This is a genomic window from Mixta gaviniae (assembly GCF_002953195.1).
In the GTDB taxonomy this organism is placed as follows: Bacteria; Pseudomonadota; Gammaproteobacteria; order Enterobacterales; family Enterobacteriaceae; genus Mixta; species Mixta gaviniae.
The window spans coordinates 2,854,368-2,871,405 of record NZ_CP026377.1 but is presented as its reverse complement, the minus strand read 5'-3'; the positions used below and the strand labels follow the sequence as shown (position 1 = coordinate 2,871,405).

At 56.3% G+C, this 17,038-nt stretch carries 18 protein-coding genes and 1 other annotated feature; of the genes, 7 read left to right on the top strand and 11 right to left on the bottom strand.

Annotation, left to right across the window (positions count from 1 at the left end; all coding sequences use genetic code 11):
* Positions 1 to 2: 2 nt before the first annotated feature.
* The 6 genes from C2E15_RS13440 to wzzB all read left to right on the top strand — a co-directional run bounded on the left by C2E15_RS13440 (position 3) and on the right by wzzB (position 6,494).
* Entirely contained in the window at positions 3 to 1,037 is a 1,035-nt protein-coding gene (locus C2E15_RS13440; RefSeq protein ID WP_104957818.1) for a polysaccharide biosynthesis protein, read from the top strand.
* A gap of 3 nt (positions 1,038 to 1,040) precedes the next feature.
* On the top strand, positions 1,041 to 2,147 hold the full coding sequence (gene wbjC, locus C2E15_RS13435) for a UDP-2-acetamido-2,6-beta-L-arabino-hexul-4-ose reductase (protein WP_104957817.1): 1,107 nt from the start codon (positions 1,041 to 1,043) through the stop codon (positions 2,145 to 2,147).
* The gene (gene wecB / locus C2E15_RS13430) at positions 2,148 to 3,281 is read left to right on the top strand and encodes a non-hydrolyzing UDP-N-acetylglucosamine 2-epimerase (protein ID WP_104957816.1); all 1,134 of its coding nucleotides are present in this window, start codon (positions 2,148 to 2,150) and stop codon (positions 3,279 to 3,281) included.
* Positions 3,282 to 3,298: 17 nt separating this feature from the next.
* On the top strand, positions 3,299 to 3,781 hold the full coding sequence (locus C2E15_RS13425) for a WbuC family cupin fold metalloprotein (protein ID WP_167391877.1): 483 nt from the start codon (positions 3,299 to 3,301) through the stop codon (positions 3,779 to 3,781).
* A gap of 150 nt (positions 3,782 to 3,931) precedes the next feature.
* Entirely contained in the window at positions 3,932 to 5,338 is a 1,407-nt protein-coding gene (gndA, locus tag C2E15_RS13420; protein ID WP_104957814.1) for an NADP-dependent phosphogluconate dehydrogenase, read from the top strand.
* A gap of 139 nt (positions 5,339 to 5,477) precedes the next feature.
* On the top strand, positions 5,478 to 6,494 hold the full coding sequence (gene wzzB, locus C2E15_RS13415) for an LPS O-antigen chain length determinant protein WzzB (protein ID WP_104957813.1): 1,017 nt from the start codon (positions 5,478 to 5,480) through the stop codon (positions 6,492 to 6,494).
* 86 nt (positions 6,495 to 6,580) lie between these two features.
* Here the strand turns inward: wzzB and C2E15_RS13410 are convergent, their stop codons facing one another.
* The 10 genes from C2E15_RS13410 to hisL form a co-directional block, all read right to left on the bottom strand.
* Positions 6,581 to 7,087, bottom strand: coding sequence for a YbaK/prolyl-tRNA synthetase associated domain-containing protein (locus tag C2E15_RS13410; RefSeq protein ID WP_104957812.1), 507 nt, complete (start codon positions 7,085 to 7,087; stop codon positions 6,581 to 6,583).
* A gap of 223 nt (positions 7,088 to 7,310) precedes the next feature.
* A complete protein-coding gene (gene hisIE, locus C2E15_RS13405) occupies positions 7,311 to 7,925 on the bottom strand; it encodes a bifunctional phosphoribosyl-AMP cyclohydrolase/phosphoribosyl-ATP diphosphatase HisIE (protein ID WP_104957811.1) in 615 nt (204 codons plus the stop codon).
* Entirely contained in the window at positions 7,919 to 8,695 is a 777-nt protein-coding gene (hisF, locus tag C2E15_RS13400) for an imidazole glycerol phosphate synthase subunit HisF (RefSeq protein WP_104957810.1), read from the bottom strand. The genes hisIE and hisF overlap by 7 nt, the downstream gene beginning before the upstream one ends.
* On the bottom strand, positions 8,677 to 9,414 hold the full coding sequence (hisA, locus tag C2E15_RS13395) for a 1-(5-phosphoribosyl)-5-[(5-phosphoribosylamino)methylideneamino]imidazole-4-carboxamide isomerase (RefSeq protein ID WP_104957809.1): 738 nt from the start codon (positions 9,412 to 9,414) through the stop codon (positions 8,677 to 8,679). The genes hisF and hisA overlap by 19 nt, the downstream gene beginning before the upstream one ends.
* Before the next feature lie 3 nt (positions 9,415 to 9,417).
* Positions 9,418 to 10,008 carry an imidazole glycerol phosphate synthase subunit HisH gene (gene hisH / locus C2E15_RS13390; protein WP_104957808.1) on the bottom strand — a complete coding sequence of 197 codons (591 nt, stop codon included), beginning with the start codon at positions 10,006 to 10,008 and terminating at the stop codon, positions 9,418 to 9,420.
* Positions 10,008 to 11,075 carry a bifunctional histidinol-phosphatase/imidazoleglycerol-phosphate dehydratase HisB gene (hisB, locus tag C2E15_RS13385; protein WP_104957807.1) on the bottom strand — a complete coding sequence of 356 codons (1,068 nt, stop codon included), beginning with the start codon at positions 11,073 to 11,075 and terminating at the stop codon, positions 10,008 to 10,010. The genes hisH and hisB overlap by 1 nt, the downstream gene beginning before the upstream one ends.
* The gene (hisC, locus tag C2E15_RS13380) at positions 11,072 to 12,154 is read right to left on the bottom strand and encodes a histidinol-phosphate transaminase (protein ID WP_104957806.1); all 1,083 of its coding nucleotides are present in this window, start codon (positions 12,152 to 12,154) and stop codon (positions 11,072 to 11,074) included. The genes hisB and hisC overlap by 4 nt, the downstream gene beginning before the upstream one ends.
* Positions 12,151 to 13,458, bottom strand: coding sequence for a histidinol dehydrogenase (gene hisD / locus C2E15_RS13375; protein WP_104957805.1), 1,308 nt, complete (start codon positions 13,456 to 13,458; stop codon positions 12,151 to 12,153). Before hisD ends, hisC begins: the two co-directional genes overlap by 4 nt.
* 4 nt (positions 13,459 to 13,462) lie before the next feature.
* Positions 13,463 to 14,362 (bottom strand): ATP phosphoribosyltransferase, encoded by a 900-nt coding sequence (hisG, locus tag C2E15_RS13370; RefSeq protein WP_104957804.1) that lies wholly within the window; start codon positions 14,360 to 14,362, stop codon positions 13,463 to 13,465.
* 45 nt (positions 14,363 to 14,407) lie between these two features.
* Positions 14,408 to 14,529, bottom strand: a sequence feature (His leader region).
* Positions 14,505 to 14,552 carry a his operon leader peptide gene (hisL, locus tag C2E15_RS13365; RefSeq protein WP_100396937.1) on the bottom strand — a complete coding sequence of 16 codons (48 nt, stop codon included), beginning with the start codon at positions 14,550 to 14,552 and terminating at the stop codon, positions 14,505 to 14,507. It overlaps the preceding feature by 25 nt.
* Positions 14,553 to 14,723: 171 nt before the next feature.
* On the opposite strand from hisL, the gene C2E15_RS13360 reads away from it, so the two are divergent.
* Complete coding sequence (locus C2E15_RS13360) at positions 14,724 to 15,548, top strand: SDR family oxidoreductase (RefSeq protein ID WP_104957803.1); 825 nt, start codon at positions 14,724 to 14,726, stop codon at positions 15,546 to 15,548.
* 212 nt (positions 15,549 to 15,760) lie between these two features.
* Here C2E15_RS13360 and C2E15_RS13355 read toward each other — a convergent pair whose 3' ends face one another.
* Positions 15,761 to 17,038, bottom strand: a complete 1,278-nt coding sequence (locus tag C2E15_RS13355) for an NAD(P)/FAD-dependent oxidoreductase (RefSeq protein ID WP_104957802.1) — start codon at positions 17,036 to 17,038, stop codon at positions 15,761 to 15,763.

Here is a 17,038-nt window from a genome sequence, read left to right as displayed (position 1 = left end):
CTATGTTTGAATCAAAAATTCTACTCATCACTGGCGGTACCGGCTCTTTTGGCAATGCTGTTTTAGATCGCTTCCTGGAGACGGATATCGCTGAAATCCGTATCTTTAGCCGCGATGAGAAAAAACAGGATGATATGCGTAAGCGTTACAAAAATCCTAAGCTGAAATTTTATTTAGGTGACGTGCGCGATTACCAAAGCATCGCTAACGCCATGCGCGGTGTAGATTTTGTGTTCCATGCTGCTGCATTGAAACAGGTGCCGTCGTGTGAGTTTTACCCGCTTGAGGCGGTTAAAACGAACGTTCTGGGCACCGAGAACGTTATCGAAGCGGCGATTAACTATGAAGTTAAGCGTGTGGTCTGCTTAAGTACCGATAAAGCGGTCTATCCCATCAATGCTATGGGCATTTCCAAAGCGATGATGGAAAAAATTATGGTGGCTAAGGCCCGAAACATTAATGGTAGCGGAACCGTTGTTTGCGGTACGCGCTATGGTAACGTGATGGCGTCACGCGGTTCAGTCATCCCTTTGTTTGTTAATCAGGTCATTAATAACGAACCAGTTACCATTACCGATCCAGAAATGACGCGCTTCATGATGAGTCTTGAAGATGCGGTAGATTTAGTTCTTCACGCGTTCGTTCATGGCAATAACGGCGATATCTTTGTCCAGAAAGCGCCTGCTTCAACGGTAGGTGTGTTAGCGCAGGCAATTACTGAGATAATGAGTAAGCCGGGTTATACGATCAAAGTGATCGGGACTCGCCATGGTGAAAAACTGTATGAAACCCTTCTTACGCGCGAAGAGATGCTACATGCGGAAGATCAGGGTGATTATTACCGCATTCCTGCTGACAACCGTGATTTGAATTATGATAAATACTTTGCCGAAGGCGAGAAAAAGATTTCTGAAATTGTAGATTATAATTCCCATAATACTACGCGTCTGGATCTTGAAGGTACTAAACAGTTATTGCTCAAGCTGAAGTTTATGCAGGAAATCGTAAAAGGTAACTTAGTACAGCCGGAGCATTGATTTATGAAAAAGGTACTTGTTACCGGTGCAGGGGGTTTTATCGGGAAAAACCTCCTGGCAGCATTGAAAGAACGTCATATTCAGGTTGTTACGCATCTTCATTCTGATGCTATCGAATTACTTGAAGATAAAGTAAAGAACGTTGATTTCATTTACCACTTAGCGGGCGTTAATCGCCCGTTAGAAAATAACGAATTCGTTACTTCAAATATCGATTTTACGCAAATGCTGATTAACTGCATCGCCAAAGTGAACAGAGGCGTTGCGGTAGTTTATTCTTCCTCGATACAGGCTCAGCAGGATAACCCCTATGGGCTGAGCAAGAGAAAAGCTGAAGAGTTATTAGCGCAAGCCGAAGATGCCGGCTTAGTTAAAAGCTATATTTATCGTCTGCCTGGCGTGTTCGGAAAATGGTGTCGCCCTAATTATAATTCTGTAGTGGCCACTTTCTGTCATAATATTATCAATCAAATTCCTCTTCGTATCGATAATCCTGCTCATCAGCTTGAATTGGTTTATATTGATGACGTTGTGTCAGAATTCATCGGGCATCTGGACGACGCTGGCTCTGAAACAGGATTTAAAAAAATAGCGGTTACCTATACCGTTACATTACAGGAATTAGCAGACAAGCTACAGCAGTTCCACGCCTCCAGAAGCACCCTTATTACTGAGTCAGTGGGTACTGGTCTGAATCGCGCGCTCTATGCAACCTATCTGAGTTATCTCGATCCGGCGCGTTTTTCCTATTCAGTACCCGTTTATAAAGATGAACGGGGAGCCTTTAGCGAAATTCTGAAGACACCTGAGCATGGACAATTTTCGTTTTTTACAGCTAAGCCTGGTGTGACGCGTGGTGGTCATTACCATCACAGTAAAAATGAAAAATTCGTTGTCCTGCAGGGAAAAGCGCTGTTCAAATTTGAAAATATTATTACCGGTGAGATTTACGAGACGGTAAAAACGTCTGCAGAGACCGAGGTGGTCGAAACGGTCCCGGGCTGGGCCCATAACATTAAAAATATCGGTGAAGATGATTTGATTGTTATGCTATGGGCAAATGAGATTTTTGATCGAGATAAACCTGATACTTTCAGTTGGAGTATGTAAATGGGAAAGAAACTTCGTGTTTTAAGTGTGGTCGGCACCCGTCCTGAAATTATCAGGCTTTCAGCCGTGCTTAATAAACTAGACCAGTATTGCGATCACTATATTGCTCATACAGGTCAGAATTATGATTATGAATTAAACGAGGTTTTTTTCAACGATCTCTCTGTTAAGAAGCCCGACTTTTTCCTGAATGCGGCCGGCGATAATGCAGCTGCAACGATAGGTAATATCATTATTAAGGTTGATGAGCTGCTTAGTGAATTAAAACCTGAGGCTCTACTTATTCTTGGTGATACCAATAGCTGCCTCGCCGCGTTAGCGGCGAAAAGGAAAAAAATCCCTGTTTTTCATATGGAAGCAGGAAACAGATGTTTCGATCAGCGCGTTCCAGAGGAAATTAACCGCAAAATCGTCGACCATATATCAGATATCAATATGACTTACTCTGATATAGCCCGTGAGTATCTTTTAGCTGAAGGGATCAGCCCGGATCGCGTAATTAAAACCGGCAGCCCTATGTTTGAAGTGATTAATCAGCATCGCGAAAAAATCGAACGGTCAGATGTGCTGAGCCGCCTTTCAATTGAAAAGAATGGCTTTTTTGTCGTTAGCGCGCACAGGGAAGAGAATGTTGACAGCAGTGTGAATATTCATAAACTTGCCGATATTCTTAATGCTGTAGCGGAAAAATATAATCTTCCGGTTATTGTTTCTACCCATCCCAGAACGCGTAAACGTTTTGAAGAAAACAACATTCAATTTGATGAACGTGTTCAGCTTCTTAAACCCTTAGGCTTTATCGACTATATTAAATTACAAATTGAAGCCAAAGCCGTTCTGTCTGATAGCGGGACGATTACCGAAGAGTCCTCTATTCTTAACTTTTCGGCCTTAAATATTCGCGAAGCGCATGAACGTCCAGAAGGTATGGAAGAAGCCTCTGTCATTATGACCGGTTTGAGCGTTGAACGTGTTATGCAGGCTTTATCTATCCTTGAAGATCAGCCCTCCGGCGATACCCGGCTGCTGCGTCCTGTCAATGATTACAGTATGCCTAATGTTTCTGATAAGGTTTTACGTATTATTCATAGTTATACGGACTATGTTAATCGCGTGGTATGGAAACACTATTAACCCTATGAGGCCTGCCAGTGATTATTCTCGATGAAGCATTCAAGGAGGCGCTCTATACCCGTGCGCAACATTCCGGTCGATTAAGGGCTCACCACTGCTTGCATCAATCGCATCAGGAGCCGGTACAGCGTTTGGCCATTGCGTTAATGAAAAACAGTTATATTCCGCCACACAAACATGAACTTTCACATCAGTGGGAATATTTTCATGTGATTGATGGACGAATTAAGCTTATAACGTTTTCCGGGGCGGGTCAGGTGGAAAGTATTCATTTACTGGGGAATGATACCGGAGCCTTCGCTGTGCAAATACCGCCAAATGTTATTCATACATTAGTTTGCCTTTCATCAAGAGCAATGGTATTTGAATTAAAAGAAGGGCCTTTCCTGGAGACGCACGCAAAAGCCTTCCCGGCATGGAGCGTAATGGAAGATGAGCCTGTGGCGCACGAAACGGTAATCAGGCTTGAAAATATACAACCAGGAGAATTCCTGGTGTGACTAAATTATGTTCAGCTTGATTAACGTAACAAAAGATATATTTCCTATCGCATCAATCGCTACCTTAGTAATGTAGTGCTGCGTTAATATCAATGGTATACATAAGTAGCTAATTAATTGCTATGTACCATCATTAAACAGGAGTAGATAATGTCCAAGCAACAGATCGGCGTTGTAGGTATGGCGGTAATGGGCCGCAACCTGGCACTTAACATCGAGAGCCGCGGCTATACCGTATCCGTTTTCAACCGTTCACGCGAAAAAACCGATGAAGTTATCGCCGAAAACCCGGGCAAAAAACTCGCGCCTTACTACAGCATTGAAGAGTTTGTCGACTCGCTGGAAAAACCGCGCCGTATCCTGCTGATGGTGCAGGCAGGTGAAGCCACTGATAAAACTATCGCCTCTTTGACGCCGCACCTGGACAAGGGCGACATCCTGATTGATGGCGGCAACACCTTCTATAAAGACACTATTCGCCGCAACAAAGAACTTTCTGAGCAAGGCTTTAACTTTATCGGCACCGGCGTCTCCGGTGGTGAAGAGGGCGCGCTGAAAGGGCCTTCTATTATGCCTGGCGGTCAGAAAGAAGCTTATGAGCTGGTTGCGCCGATCCTGGACAAAATCGCGGCGCGCGCCGAAGGCGAGCCTTGCGTTACCTACATCGGCCCGGACGGCGCCGGTCACTATGTGAAGATGGTGCATAACGGTATCGAATATGGCGATATGCAGCTGATCGCAGAAGCTTACTCCTTGCTGAAAAACGCGCTGGGCCTGAGCAACGACGAGCTGGCGAAAACCTTCAGCGAGTGGAATGAAGGCGAGCTGAGCAGCTACCTGATCGATATCACCAAAGATATCTTCACCAAGAAAGATGAAGAGGGCAACTACCTGGTTGACGTCATCCTTGATGAAGCGGCAAACAAAGGCACCGGTAAATGGACCAGCCAGAGTTCACTGGATCTGGGCGAGCCGCTGTCGCTGATCACCGAATCTGTCTTCGCGCGTTACCTCTCTTCCCTGAAGTCGCAGCGCGTTGCCGCTTCCAAAGTGCTGAGCGGCCCGACTGCGCAGGCGTTTAACGGCGATAAAGCTGAATTTATCGAGAAAGTGCGTCGCGCGCTTTACCTGGGCAAAATCGTTTCCTATGCGCAGGGCTTCTCGCAGCTGAAAGCGGCTTCCGATGAGAATAGCTGGAACCTGAACTACGGCGAAATCGCCAAGATTTTCCGCGCCGGCTGCATCATTCGCGCGCAGTTCCTGCAGAAAATCACCGACGCTTATAAAGAGACGCCGGATATCGCTAACCTGCTGCTGGCGCCTTACTTTAAAAATATCGCCGATGAATATCAGCAGGCGCTGCGTGACGTCGTGGCCTATGCCGTACAGAACGGCATCCCGACCCCGACTTTCTCCGCAGCTATCGCCTACTATGACAGCTACCGTTCCGCGGTACTGCCGGCAAACCTGATCCAGGCACAGCGTGACTATTTCGGCGCGCACACCTATAAACGCACCGATAAAGAGGGCGTCTTCCACACCGAGTGGCTGGACTGATCCCGTCCTGACTAAAAAACCTCCCCTCGGGAGGTTTTTTATTGATTTCAGATAACGCTTTACCCTTCCTTTTGCTATTGTTTTCTCCCTGGCGTTTATTATTCCGCTTTTCAATTAATCAGTTGGGCGTACCAGAACCATGAACCAAGAAAGTAAAACAACTACGGATCAGTCTTTACTTCGTCAGACCTTTTATAACAACGATGATGAGCTTGACCTGCTGGATGTGGTAGCGCAGCTGTGGAACGGTAAAAAAACGATCATTGCAGCCGCCATTGCTTTTTTGCTGCTGGCCGTGATTTATCTGTTCTTTGCCAAAGAAAAGTGGACTTCAGAAGCAATTTTGACCCAGCCCAGCGCGGGACAGGTAGCTAACTATAATGCCGCGCTAAATGTCCTTTACTCGCAGTATCCGCAGGATAAGCCGGGCGTGGCCGATCTGCAGCGCCAGCTGTTCAATCGCTTTAGCGCGTCACTCTACGCTTTATCAGGTTCGCTACAGAATCTGGAAGCACCGCTGAATTTAAAAGTCGCGCCGGTTACCGCGGGGCAGGCTGAGCCGTTAAGCGTGACATTTACCGCAGAGACGGCAAAAGAGGCGCAGGCGCAGGTTACGCACTTTATTAAAGTGGTTAACGACGACGTCGTCGACGATTACGGCGCCGATATTAAACGTAATATGGAAGTAAAGCTGCGCGAGCTGAGCGACTCGCTGACTTCACAGCTAAAGGTCGCGCAGGATAAAAAAGAGCAGCGTATTGAGCAGCTGAAGCAGGCGTTAAAAGTGGCGGAAGGCTCGGGCATCGTGACTTCCCAGCTGACTCAGGCGGAGTTTATGTCTGATGACACCCTCTACCTGCTGGGCACTAAAGCGCTGAATGCGGCCATCGCCAATGAAGCGACCCGTCCGCTGCCGCTGGATGACAGCTACTATGCGACTCAGCGCGCGCTGCGCCTGATCAAGGATCTGAAAATCCAGGTCGATAACCTGCAGTCCTTCCGCTATATCATGCAGCCGGACCTGCCTATCCGCCGTGACAGTCCGAAAAAAGGCCTGACGCTGGTCCTGGCAGTGCTGCTGGGCGGCGTGGTGGGTTCAGCGATTGTGCTGGGACGCAATATGGCCGCTTCCTGGCGGCAGCGCAAGCAGGCTTGATTCACCTGTATCCTCAGGCTTGATTCACCTGTATCCTCAGGCTTGATTAACCTGAAGAAAGAAAACCCGGCCAGCGCCGGGTTTTTTTATGGCTGCAGCAAACCGGCGGCATCCGCACACCTGAACGACGCCGGCATCGCCCCCGCCAGAGAACGGTAATCCTCCCGGTTCAGAATAACCGAACGATCCAGCCGGCCCGCGTTAAATGCGATCTCCTCGAAACGCGCAAACAGCAGGGGATCGACAATAAGTTTCAACGCAGGATGAAAGCTGAAGGGCGGAATCGCGCCGAACACACAGCCGGTCAGTCTGGCCACTTCAGCCGGGCTGGCCAGTGAGGCGCGCGTGCCGCCAACGGCGGAAGCAACCTGCGTCAGATCGGCCTGACAGTCGGCCGGCAGCACGGCCAGCACATACTGTTTGATGCCGTTGCCCTTGACATGGCAGACCAGCGCTTTCGCGCCCTGTGCCGGATGCGTGCCGCGCAGCTGCGCCACGGCCGCGCATTTTCCTTCCGGGGCATGTTCGATCAAACGGTAGCGCGCCTGGTGCTTATCCAGCAAGGTGATGAGCTGATGAAAGGTACTGTTCATATGGCTGGTTTCTCCCTGTTTCTACCCGCGCTACTGTAGCAAAAATGATGGTCCGGAGCTTAAAAGAGAGCAGGATGAGGGAAACAGGAAGCGGCCGGCGGCCTGGGTAGCGGGGAACAGCGCTTATCCGCCGGAAGGTGATAAGTCGGCCGTCTGAAGGCGGAATGCAAAGGGGGGCTGACAGAAAGCAGGGCGCCGCGGTTACCGCGCGGCGCCCTGGCCGTCACGCCTTATGGCGCGCGCGCAGATTATTAATGATCGCGCTCAGGTCGAGATCCTGGTCCTGCAGCAGCACCATCAGGTGATAGAGCAGGTCGGAAGCTTCATTGGTCAGCTCATGGCGATCGTTAACCGTCGCCGCCAGCGCGGTCTCCACGCCTTCTTCGCCAACCTTCTGCGCGATGCGCTTGGTGCCGCTGGCGTAGAGCTTCGCGGTGTAGGAGCTATCGGGATCGGCCTGCTTGCGCGCCGCCAGCAGCTGTTCCAGCTGCCAGAGGAAGGTCCACTCTGTAGCGGCGGGCGAGAAGCAGCTGGAAGTGCCGAGATGGCAGGTCGGGCCGATCGGCTGCGCCAGCACCAGCAGCGTATCGTTATCGCAGTCGGGCGTAATGCTGACCACGTTAAGGAAATGGCCGGACGTTTCGCCTTTGGTCCAGAGTCGCGCTTTGGTGCGCGACCAGAAGGTGACTTTGCCTGCGCTCAGCGTCTTCGCCAGCGCCTCCTGGTTCATATAGCCGTGCATCAGGACTTCGCCCGATACGCTGTGTTGCACGATAGCCGGCATCATGCCGTCGGTTTTCTCCCAATCCAGTTGGGAAAGCTGCTGTTCTGTTAGCACGGGCGAATCTCCACATCGTGTTCGATCAGGAACCGTTTCAGTTCACCGATATTAATGATCTGCTTATGGAATACCGACGCAGCCAGCGCGCCGTCGACGTTGGCGATGCGGAAGGCGTCCAGGAAATGCGCCATGGTGCCGGCGCCGCCGGAGGCGATAAGCGGTACTTTGCACACCTCACGCACGCGCTGCAGCTGAATCAGGTCATAACCGTTACGTACGCCATCCTGGTTCATCATATTCAGCACGATTTCGCCGGCGCCGCGTTTTTGCACTTCCTGCACCCAGTCGAGGGTTTCCCACTGGGTAATTCGGGTACGCGCCTCATCGCCGGTATACTGATTTACCTGATAGCGGCCGCTCTGTTCGTCGAACCAGGTATCGATGCCCACCACAATGCACTGAACGCCGAAGCGATCGGCCAGACGGGTGATCAGCGCCGGATCGGCCAGCGCCGGCGAGTTGATGGAAATTTTATCCGCGCCGAAAGAGAGGATCTGCGCCGCCTCGTCAGCGCTTTTGATGCCGCCGGCCACGCAGAAGGGGATATCGATCACTTCCGCTACCCGCGCCACCCAGCTTTTATCCACCACGCGCCCGTCGCTGGAAGCGGTAATATCATAAAAGACCAGCTCGTCGGCGCCCTCGGCGGCGTAGCGCTGCGCCAGCGGCACAATATCGCCGATGATCTCATGGTTGCGGAACTGCACCCCTTTCACCACCTGCCCGTCGCGCACATCGAGACAGGGAATTATCCGTTTTGCCAGCATGAAATCGCCTCCGAAACCGTAAATTTATCTTCCAGCAGGGCGCGTCCGACGATCACGCCCTGCGCGCCGCTGTGGCGCAGGGCAGCGATATCCGTCAGTGCGCCAATGCCGCCGGAGGACTGAAACGCCACCTGCGGAAAGCGCGCGGAGACTTCCTGATAGAGCGCCACGTTAGAACCGCTCAGCGTGCCGTCGCGTGAGATATCCGTGCAGAGAACATGCTTCAGGCCGTAGGGCAGATACTGCTCGATCACCTGCTCCAGCGTGACGCCTGCCGCTTCCTGCCAGCCGCTGATCGCCACCTCTTTGCGATTATCCGCGTCGATACGCACATCCAGCGCCAGCACGATCGCTTCCGGGCCAAATTCGCTGAACCAGCGCTGCACCGCTTCCGGCTGTTTAACCGCCGTCGAACCGACCACCACGCGCGCGGCGCCCGCCTCCAGCAGCGCGGCGACATCATCGCGGCTGCGAATGCCGCCGCCGACCTGTACCGGTACTTCCACACCTGCCAGCAGGGTTTTCAACAGCGTAAGCTGACGCGCCGCCGGATCCTTCGCCCCGGTCAAATCGACCAGGTGCAGCAGCTGCGCGCCCTGACGCTGATAATCCTGCAGGCGCGGTAGCGGGTCGCTGCCGTAGTCGCGCTGCTGGCCATAATCTCCCTGATGCAGACGCACCACTTTTCCATCAATTAAATCCAACGCCGGGATAATCATCCGTTACATCTCCAGGAAGTTTTTCAGCAGCTGCGCGCCCGCTTTGCCGGAGCGCTCAGGGTGGAACTGAACGCCGTAGAAGTTATCCTTCTGCACCGCGGCGGTAAAAGGCTCGCCGTAGAGGCACTGGGCGATGGTGCAGGCGTTAACCGGCATCGCGTAGCTGTGGACGAAATAGAACCAGCTCTCCTCCTCGATGCCGCGAAACAGGTGGTGCCCCGCCTGCGGCGTAACGCGGTTCCAGCCCATATGGGGCAGCGGCAGGCCGCTGTCCTTCATCTGTAAAACCGGCTGATCGATAATGCCCAGGGTTTTTACACCGCCGCTTTCATCGCTCATGCTGCCGAGCAGTTGCATGCCAAGACAAATGCCGAGCGTCGGCTGGGTGCAGGCTTTCACCAGCTCAATCAGCTCGCGTGCTTCCAGCTGGTCCATCGCCGCCTGCGCGGTGCCGACGCCGGGCAGAAAGAGTTTGTCCGCCTTCAGCACGATATCGGCGTCGCGGCTGACCTGCGGCGTATAGCCGAGGCGCTGAATAGCGGACTTGACCGACGAGAGGTTGGCGCAGCCGGTATCAAGGATCACCACGTTCATTACAGCACTCCTTTGGAACTCGGCAGGGTATTGCCTTCCACGCGAATCGCCTGGCGCAGGGTACGGCCGAAGGCTTTAAACAGGCTTTCCACACGGTGATGGTCGTTTTTGCCTTTGGTTTTCAGGTGCAGCGTGCTGGCCATCGAATAGGAGAGCGAGCGGAAGAAATGCTCCACCATCTCGGTGCTGAGATCGCCTACGCGCTGGTAGTTGAACTCCGCCTTAAACTCCAGATGCGGGCGGCCGGAGATATCGAGCGCGCAGCGCGCCAGACATTCGTCCATCGGCAGCACAAAGCCGAAGCGGCCGATACCGCGCTTATCACCCAGCGCCTTCAGCAGCGCTTCGCCCAGCGCGAGGCCGGTATCTTCCACCGTGTGGTGATCGTCGATATAAAGATCGCCTTTCACCTCGACGTTCATGCGCAGACCGCCGTGCGTGGCAATCTGATCCAGCATATGGTCAAAGAAACCGACGCCGGTGTTGATTTTGCTGCCGCCTTCACGATCCAGCCACACCTCGATTTCGATTTGCGTCTCTTTGGTGTTGCGGTTCACCTTCGCATAGCGGTCGCGCTGCGTCAGCTTCTGACTGATGGCGTTCCAGTCCAGGCCATCCTGGCTGTAGCGCAGCCCCTGAATGCCCATGTTCTGCGCCAGTTCAATATCGGTGGCGCGATCGCCGATCACATAGCTGTTAGCCTTATCCAGCGCGCCTTCCGCCAGCCAGGCTTCCACCAGTTTGGTTTTCGGTTTGCGGCAGTCGCACGCGTCCGCCGGCAGGTGCGGACAGATCAGCACCGCTTCGAAGCGTACGCCCTGCGAGGTGAGGATCTGCATCATCAGATGATGCGGGCCATCAAAATCGGCCTGCGGAAAACTGTCGGTGCCGAGGCCGTCCTGGTTGGTGATCATTACCAGCTGGAAGCCCGCCTTCTGCAGCGCCAGCAGCGCCGGGATGACGTCCGGCTCAAATGCCAGCTTCTCCATGCGGTCGACCTGGAAATCCTGCGGCGGCTCGCTAATAAGGGTGCCGTCGCGATCGATAAAAAGGGTTTTCTGGCTCATGCTTGCTCCACGGTGCCGGGCAGGGTTTGCAGTGCGGCGATCAGGCGCTCGCACTCGTTTCGGGTGCCGATGGAAATGCGCAGGCATCCGGCAAGACCCGGGTTTTTGTTCTGGTCACGCAGGATAATGCCCTGGTCCCACAGGGTTTTAAATACCCGCGGCGCATCGTTGAAGCGCGCCAGGATATAGTTGGTCTCGCTGGGGAACACCTGCCTGACGCAGGGCAGCGCCGCCAGCGCCGTCGCCAGCCAGCTGCGGTTGGCGTTCAGCTCTACCACATGGCTGCGCATCAGGGCGATGCCGTCCGCGCTCAGCGCCTGGGCGGCGATATCCGCCACCGGCGTTGACAGCGGGTAGGGTGCAATCACTTTTAGCAGCAGTTCAATCACCTTTGGGTTCGCCAGCGTAAAGCCGCAGCGCAGCCCCGCCAGCGCGAACGCTTTCGAGAGCGTGCGCAGTACCACCAGATGCGGATATTCCGCGATCCAGTTCGCCAGCGTCGCCTGCGGACAAAACTCGATATAGGCCTCATCGGCCACCACCAGCGCCTTGCCGCGCGTCATCTCCAGCAGTTGGCGGATATCGTCTGTGTCGATCAGATTGCCGGTCGGGTTGTTAGGGCTGCACATATAGACCAGCTTGACGCCCGGCAGCGCGGCGGCGATGGCGGGCATGTTCAGCTGCCAGTTATCCAGCGCCGGCACGGTGCGACAGGCGATACCCATGGTTTCGGCGCTGACGCTGTACATGCCGTAGGTCGGCGGGCAGTACAGGATGGCGTCCTGGCCCGGCTCGCAGAAGGCGCGCATCAGCAGTTCGATGCCTTCGTCCGCGCCGCGGCTAACCAGCACCTGCTCCGGCGCCAGCCCGGCGTAGGCGGCGTAGCGTTCAATCACCCGTTTCGGCTGGCACTCCGGATAGCGGTTCAGCGTCTGCTGCGACAGTTCGAACGGCACCGGCAGCGGATATTCGTTGGCGTTGAGCCAGACATCGCCGTTGCCGCCGAGGCGGCGCGCCGATTGATAAGGCGTCAGCGCCTGCACGTTGGCGCGCGCCAGTCGGGTAATGGTGTCACTCATGCTTGCTCCTTCAGCGCGGCGACGCGCAGCGTAACGGCATTTTTGTGGGCGATAAGCTGCTCTGCAGCGGCCAGCGTCTCAATGGTCGGCGCCAGATTAAGGAAGCCCTGCGGCGTCAGCTCCTGCACCGTCATGCGCTTCTGGAAATCGGCCAGTCCCAGGCTGGAGCAGGTGGCCGTGTAGCCATAGGTCGGCAGCACATGGTTGGTACCGGAGGCGTAATCGCCCGCCGATTCCGGCGACCAGTCGCCGAGAAACACCGAGCCGGCGCTGGTGATCTGCGCCACCAGCTCGCGCGGCTGGCGCGTCTGAATAATCAGATGCTCCGGCCCGTAGCGGTTGGAGATCTCCACGCACTGCTGCAAATCGCGCGCGACGATCAGGCGGCTGCTGGCGAGTGCCTGACGCGCGGTATCGGCGCGCGGCAGCTGGGCCAGCTGCGTTTCTACCGCTTCCGCGACCGCCTGCGCCAGACGACGCGACGGGGTGAGCAGGATCACCTGCGAATCGGGACCGTGTTCCGCCTGTGATAGCAGGTCGGAGGCGACAAAGGCGGGCGTAGCGCCCTCATCGGCGATCACCAGCACTTCAGACGGGCCGGCGGGCATATCGATTGCCGCGCCGTCGAGACACTGGCTGACCTGCCGCTTCGCCTCGGTTACCCAGGCGTTGCCCGGGCCGAAAATTTTATCGACTTTCGGCACCGATTCGGTACCGAAGGCCAGCGCGGCGATTGCCTGCGCGCCGCCCACCTGAAACACTTCGTCGATGCCGCAGAGCTGCGCGGCGTAAAGGATCTCATCGGCGATTGGCGGCGGCGAACAGAGCGCCACGCGTTGACAGCCGGCAATGCGCGCCGGCGTCGCCAGCATCAACACCGTCGAGAAGAGCGGGGCCGAGCCGCCGGGAATATAGAGGCCGACCGAACGGATCGGGCGGGTCACCTGCTGGCAGCGCACGCCAGGCTGGGTTTCGATATCGACAGCGGGCAGCTGCTGGGCGCGGTGAAACGTCTCGATATTGGCGACGGCGGTAGCCATCGCCTGTTTAACGTCCTCCCCCAGCCGCGCCGCGGCGGCGGCGATCTGCGCCGGGCTGACGCGCAACGCATCCACTTCGGTTTTATCGAACGCCGCGCTGTATTCGCGCAGGGCGGCATCGCCCGCGGTGCGGACGCGGGCGAGAATGGCGGCCACCGTTTGGGTAATGGTATCCGAGGCGGAGATCGCCGGGCGGGTCAGCAGCGCCTGCTGCTGCGCCTCGTCGCACTGCTGCCAGTCGGTAAGCGTGTCAAAGCGGCTCATGGCGTTACTCCATCATCTTCTCAATTGGCAGCACCAGGATCGAACTGGCGCCGAGCGCCTTCAGTTTTTCCATCGTTTCCCAGAACAGGGTTTCGCTGCTGACCATGTGCATTGCCAGGCGGCTCTGATCGCCCGCCAGCGGCAGCACCGTCGGACGCTCGGCGCCCGGCAGCAGCGCAATCACCTCTTCCAGACGCTCGCTCGGCGCGTGCAGCATGATGTATTTCGATTCGCGCGCTTTGATCACACCCTGAATACGCGTCATCAGTTTATCCACCAGCTCCTGTTTCGCCGCGGGCAGTTCGCCGTCGCGCTGAATCAATACCGCTTTCGAGCGGTAGATCACTTCCACTTCGCGCAGGCCGTTGGCCTCGAGGGTGGCGCCGGTAGAGACCAGATCACAGATGGCGTCGGCCAGGCCGGCGCGCGGCGCGACTTCCACCGAGCCGTTCAGCAGACAGGATTTGAAAGGGACGCCTTGCTTATCAAGATACTGCTTCAGCAGATGAGGATAGGAGGTCGCGATGCGCGCGCCCTGCAGGCACTGGACGCCGCTATATTCTTCGTCCACTGGCATCGCCAGCGACAGGCGGCAGCCGCCGAAATCGAGGCGGCGCAGAGTAAAGTAGCGCGGATCTTCGCCCTGCGCGCGGCGGGTCAGCAGCTCCTCTTCCAGCACGTTTTCGCCGACGATGCCGAGATCCACCACGCCGTCCATCACCAGGCCCGGAATATCGTCGTCACGCACGCGCAAAATATCGATGGGCATATTCTCAGCGAAGGCGATCAGGCGCTGCTGTTGCAGGTTGATTTTGATGCCGCAGCGCGCCAGAAGCTCGCGCGATTCATCGCTTAAACGGCCAGATTTTTGCATAGCTATGCGTAAACGGGTGTTATCTAACATCTCTCCAGTCCTCTTGTCATTTATCCTGTCGGTCGCAGTCAGCCAAAAAAAAGCCCCCGGAAGAAGATCTTCCGGGGGCTCTTAACGCGCTCTGCACCACTGGAAGATCCTGAATGTCTTCCAGCACACATCGCCTGAAAGACTAGTCAGGGTGATGGTGGTGATGATGGTTGAACTGAACGCGTGTCATAAAATTCTCTGCATGTATATTCATTTGCCTGTCAATTAACCTAGCGGAGATAACGGCGGTTGGCAACCGTTTTTTCGTCTGCGGCGCGAATCTCTTTTTCGGCGAAGATTGTCACGCTGCGGGCCGTGGCGTAGCCTTAAAGGCAAACAGACTGAAGCGTCAGGAGCAAAGATGAAAAAAGTCGCGATTGTAGGACTGGGATGGCTGGGAATGCCGTTGGCGATGGCGCTGACGGCGCGCGGCTGGCAGGTTACCGGCAGTAAGACGACGCCGGATGGCGTCGAAGCGGCACGCATGTGCGGCATTGAAGGCTGTCAGCTCAACCTGACGCCAGAGCTGGAGTGCGATGCGGATGAGCTGGAGGCGCTGCTGGCGGTCGACGCGCTGGTGGTGACGCTGCCCGCCAGCCGTACCGTTGCGGGCGGCGAGAACTACGTGCGCGCAGTGCAAAACCTGGTCGACAGCGCGCTGGCGTTTAACGTGCCGCGTATCATCTTCACCAGCTCCACGTCGGTGTACGGCGACGGCAACGGCGTGGTGAAAGAGCAAAGTCCGCTGCAGCCGGTTACCGTGGCGGGCAAAACGCTGGTGGAGCTGGAGAACTGGCTGCACGATCTGCCGGGCACCTCCGTGGATATTGTACGGCTGGCCGGGCTGGTCGGGCCGAAACGGCATCCGGGCCGCTTTCTGGCGGGCAAAACGGAAGTCCGTGACGGCGAACATGGCGTCAACCTGGTGCATCTGGATGATGTGGTCGAGGCGATGATGCTGCTGCTGCAAACGCCAAAAGGCGGACGCACTTATAACCTCTGCGCGCCAGCGCATCCGGCACGTCAGGATTTCTATCCGGCAGTGGCGCGCCAGCTGGGGCTGACGCCGCCGACCTTCGCACCCGCCGCGCGCGAAAAAGGCAAGCTGGTGGACGGCAGCAAAATCTGCGATGAGCTGGGCTTCGAATACCGCTATCCCGACCCGGCGACCATGCCGCTGGGCTGAGCCGTTATAGCCAGCGAACGGTTGCTCTGTCAGCCGGCGCATGCCGACGGCGCTGCTTTTTACGCCTCGCCGTCGGCGGATTGTCAGAACCCGCGGCGCAGTTATCTGCGCCTCTGCCGCGCTTTATCTCTCCCCGGTCGATTGCCCTCATCAGCGCCTCTGCCGGTGCGCTGGCCGCGCGCAGGGGATGCATAGCCCTGCCTGCTACAGAGCTACACGCCCAGCCGATCGCGTAGCGCGTACCAGGCGGCGCCGACGGCGGTCAGCGGTACCTTAAAGCGTCGGCCGCCGGGGAAAGGCATATGCGGCAGATTGGCGAAGGCGTCAAAACGTTCGGCATCGCCGCGCAGCGCTTCCGCCACCAGCTTGCCCGCCAGATGGGTGAAGGTGACACCGTGTCCGCTGTCTCCCTGAATGTAATAGGCCTGCTTCTCCAGCCGTCCCAGCTGCGGCATACGCGAAAGGGTAAGCAAAAAGTTGCCGCTCCAGCAGTGACTCAGCTTCACGTTGCGCAGCTGCGGAAAGGTTTTTAACAGCTTGGGTCGGATCAGTGCCGCGATATCCTGCGGCTCGCGCGCGCCGTAGATCACCCCGCCGCCGTAGAGCAGGCGGTTGTCGGCAGTCAGCCGGAAATAGTCCAGCAGATAGTTGCAATCCTCCACGCAGTAGTTGTCCGGCAGGAGTGCCAGCGCCTGATCCTGGCTGAGCGGCTCGGTGGTGACGATTTGCGATCCGCAGGGCATGCTCTTTCTGCTCAGACGCGGCTCCAGCTCCGGCGCCAGATAGGCGTTGCCGGCAAAAATCACATAGCTGGCGCTGACGTCGCCGCGCGCGGTTTTAATCCGGTGCGGCGTGCCGTAGATCACCTGTTCTACCGCCGACTGTTCATAGAGGCGTCCACCGTGCCGCCGTATCGCCTCCGCCTCACCCAGCGCCAGATTCAGCGGGTGGAGATGGCCGCCGCGACGATCCAGCAGGCCGCCGACGTAGCGCTCGGTGGCGATTTCGCGGCGGATGCCGCGCTCGTCCAGCAACTCCAGATGCTGGTTGCCGTAGCGCTCCCATAGCCGCTGCTGGCTGCGCAAATGCTGCATCTGGCGTGCGTTTAGCGCGGCGAAGATGCCGCCGGGACGATAATCGCAGGCGATGGCGTAACGATCGATGCGATCGCGAATAACGTCCGCGCCTTCAAACATCATGCTGCCGAGCATGCGCGCCGCGTCAACGCCGTAGCGCTGTTCGATAACGTCGATATCGCGGCTGTAAGAGTTAACCACCTGGCCGCCGTTGCGCCCGCTGGCGCCGTAACCGACGCGCGCTGCCTCCAGTACTACGACGTCATAGCCCGCTTCGGTCAGAAACAGCGCCGAGGAGAGACCGGTAAAGCCCGCGCCGATAATGCAGACGTCGCACTGCACCGAGCCATCCAGCTGCGGCCAGGGTTGATGCGGGTTAGCCGTTGCGGCGTAATAGCTATCGACATAATTCAC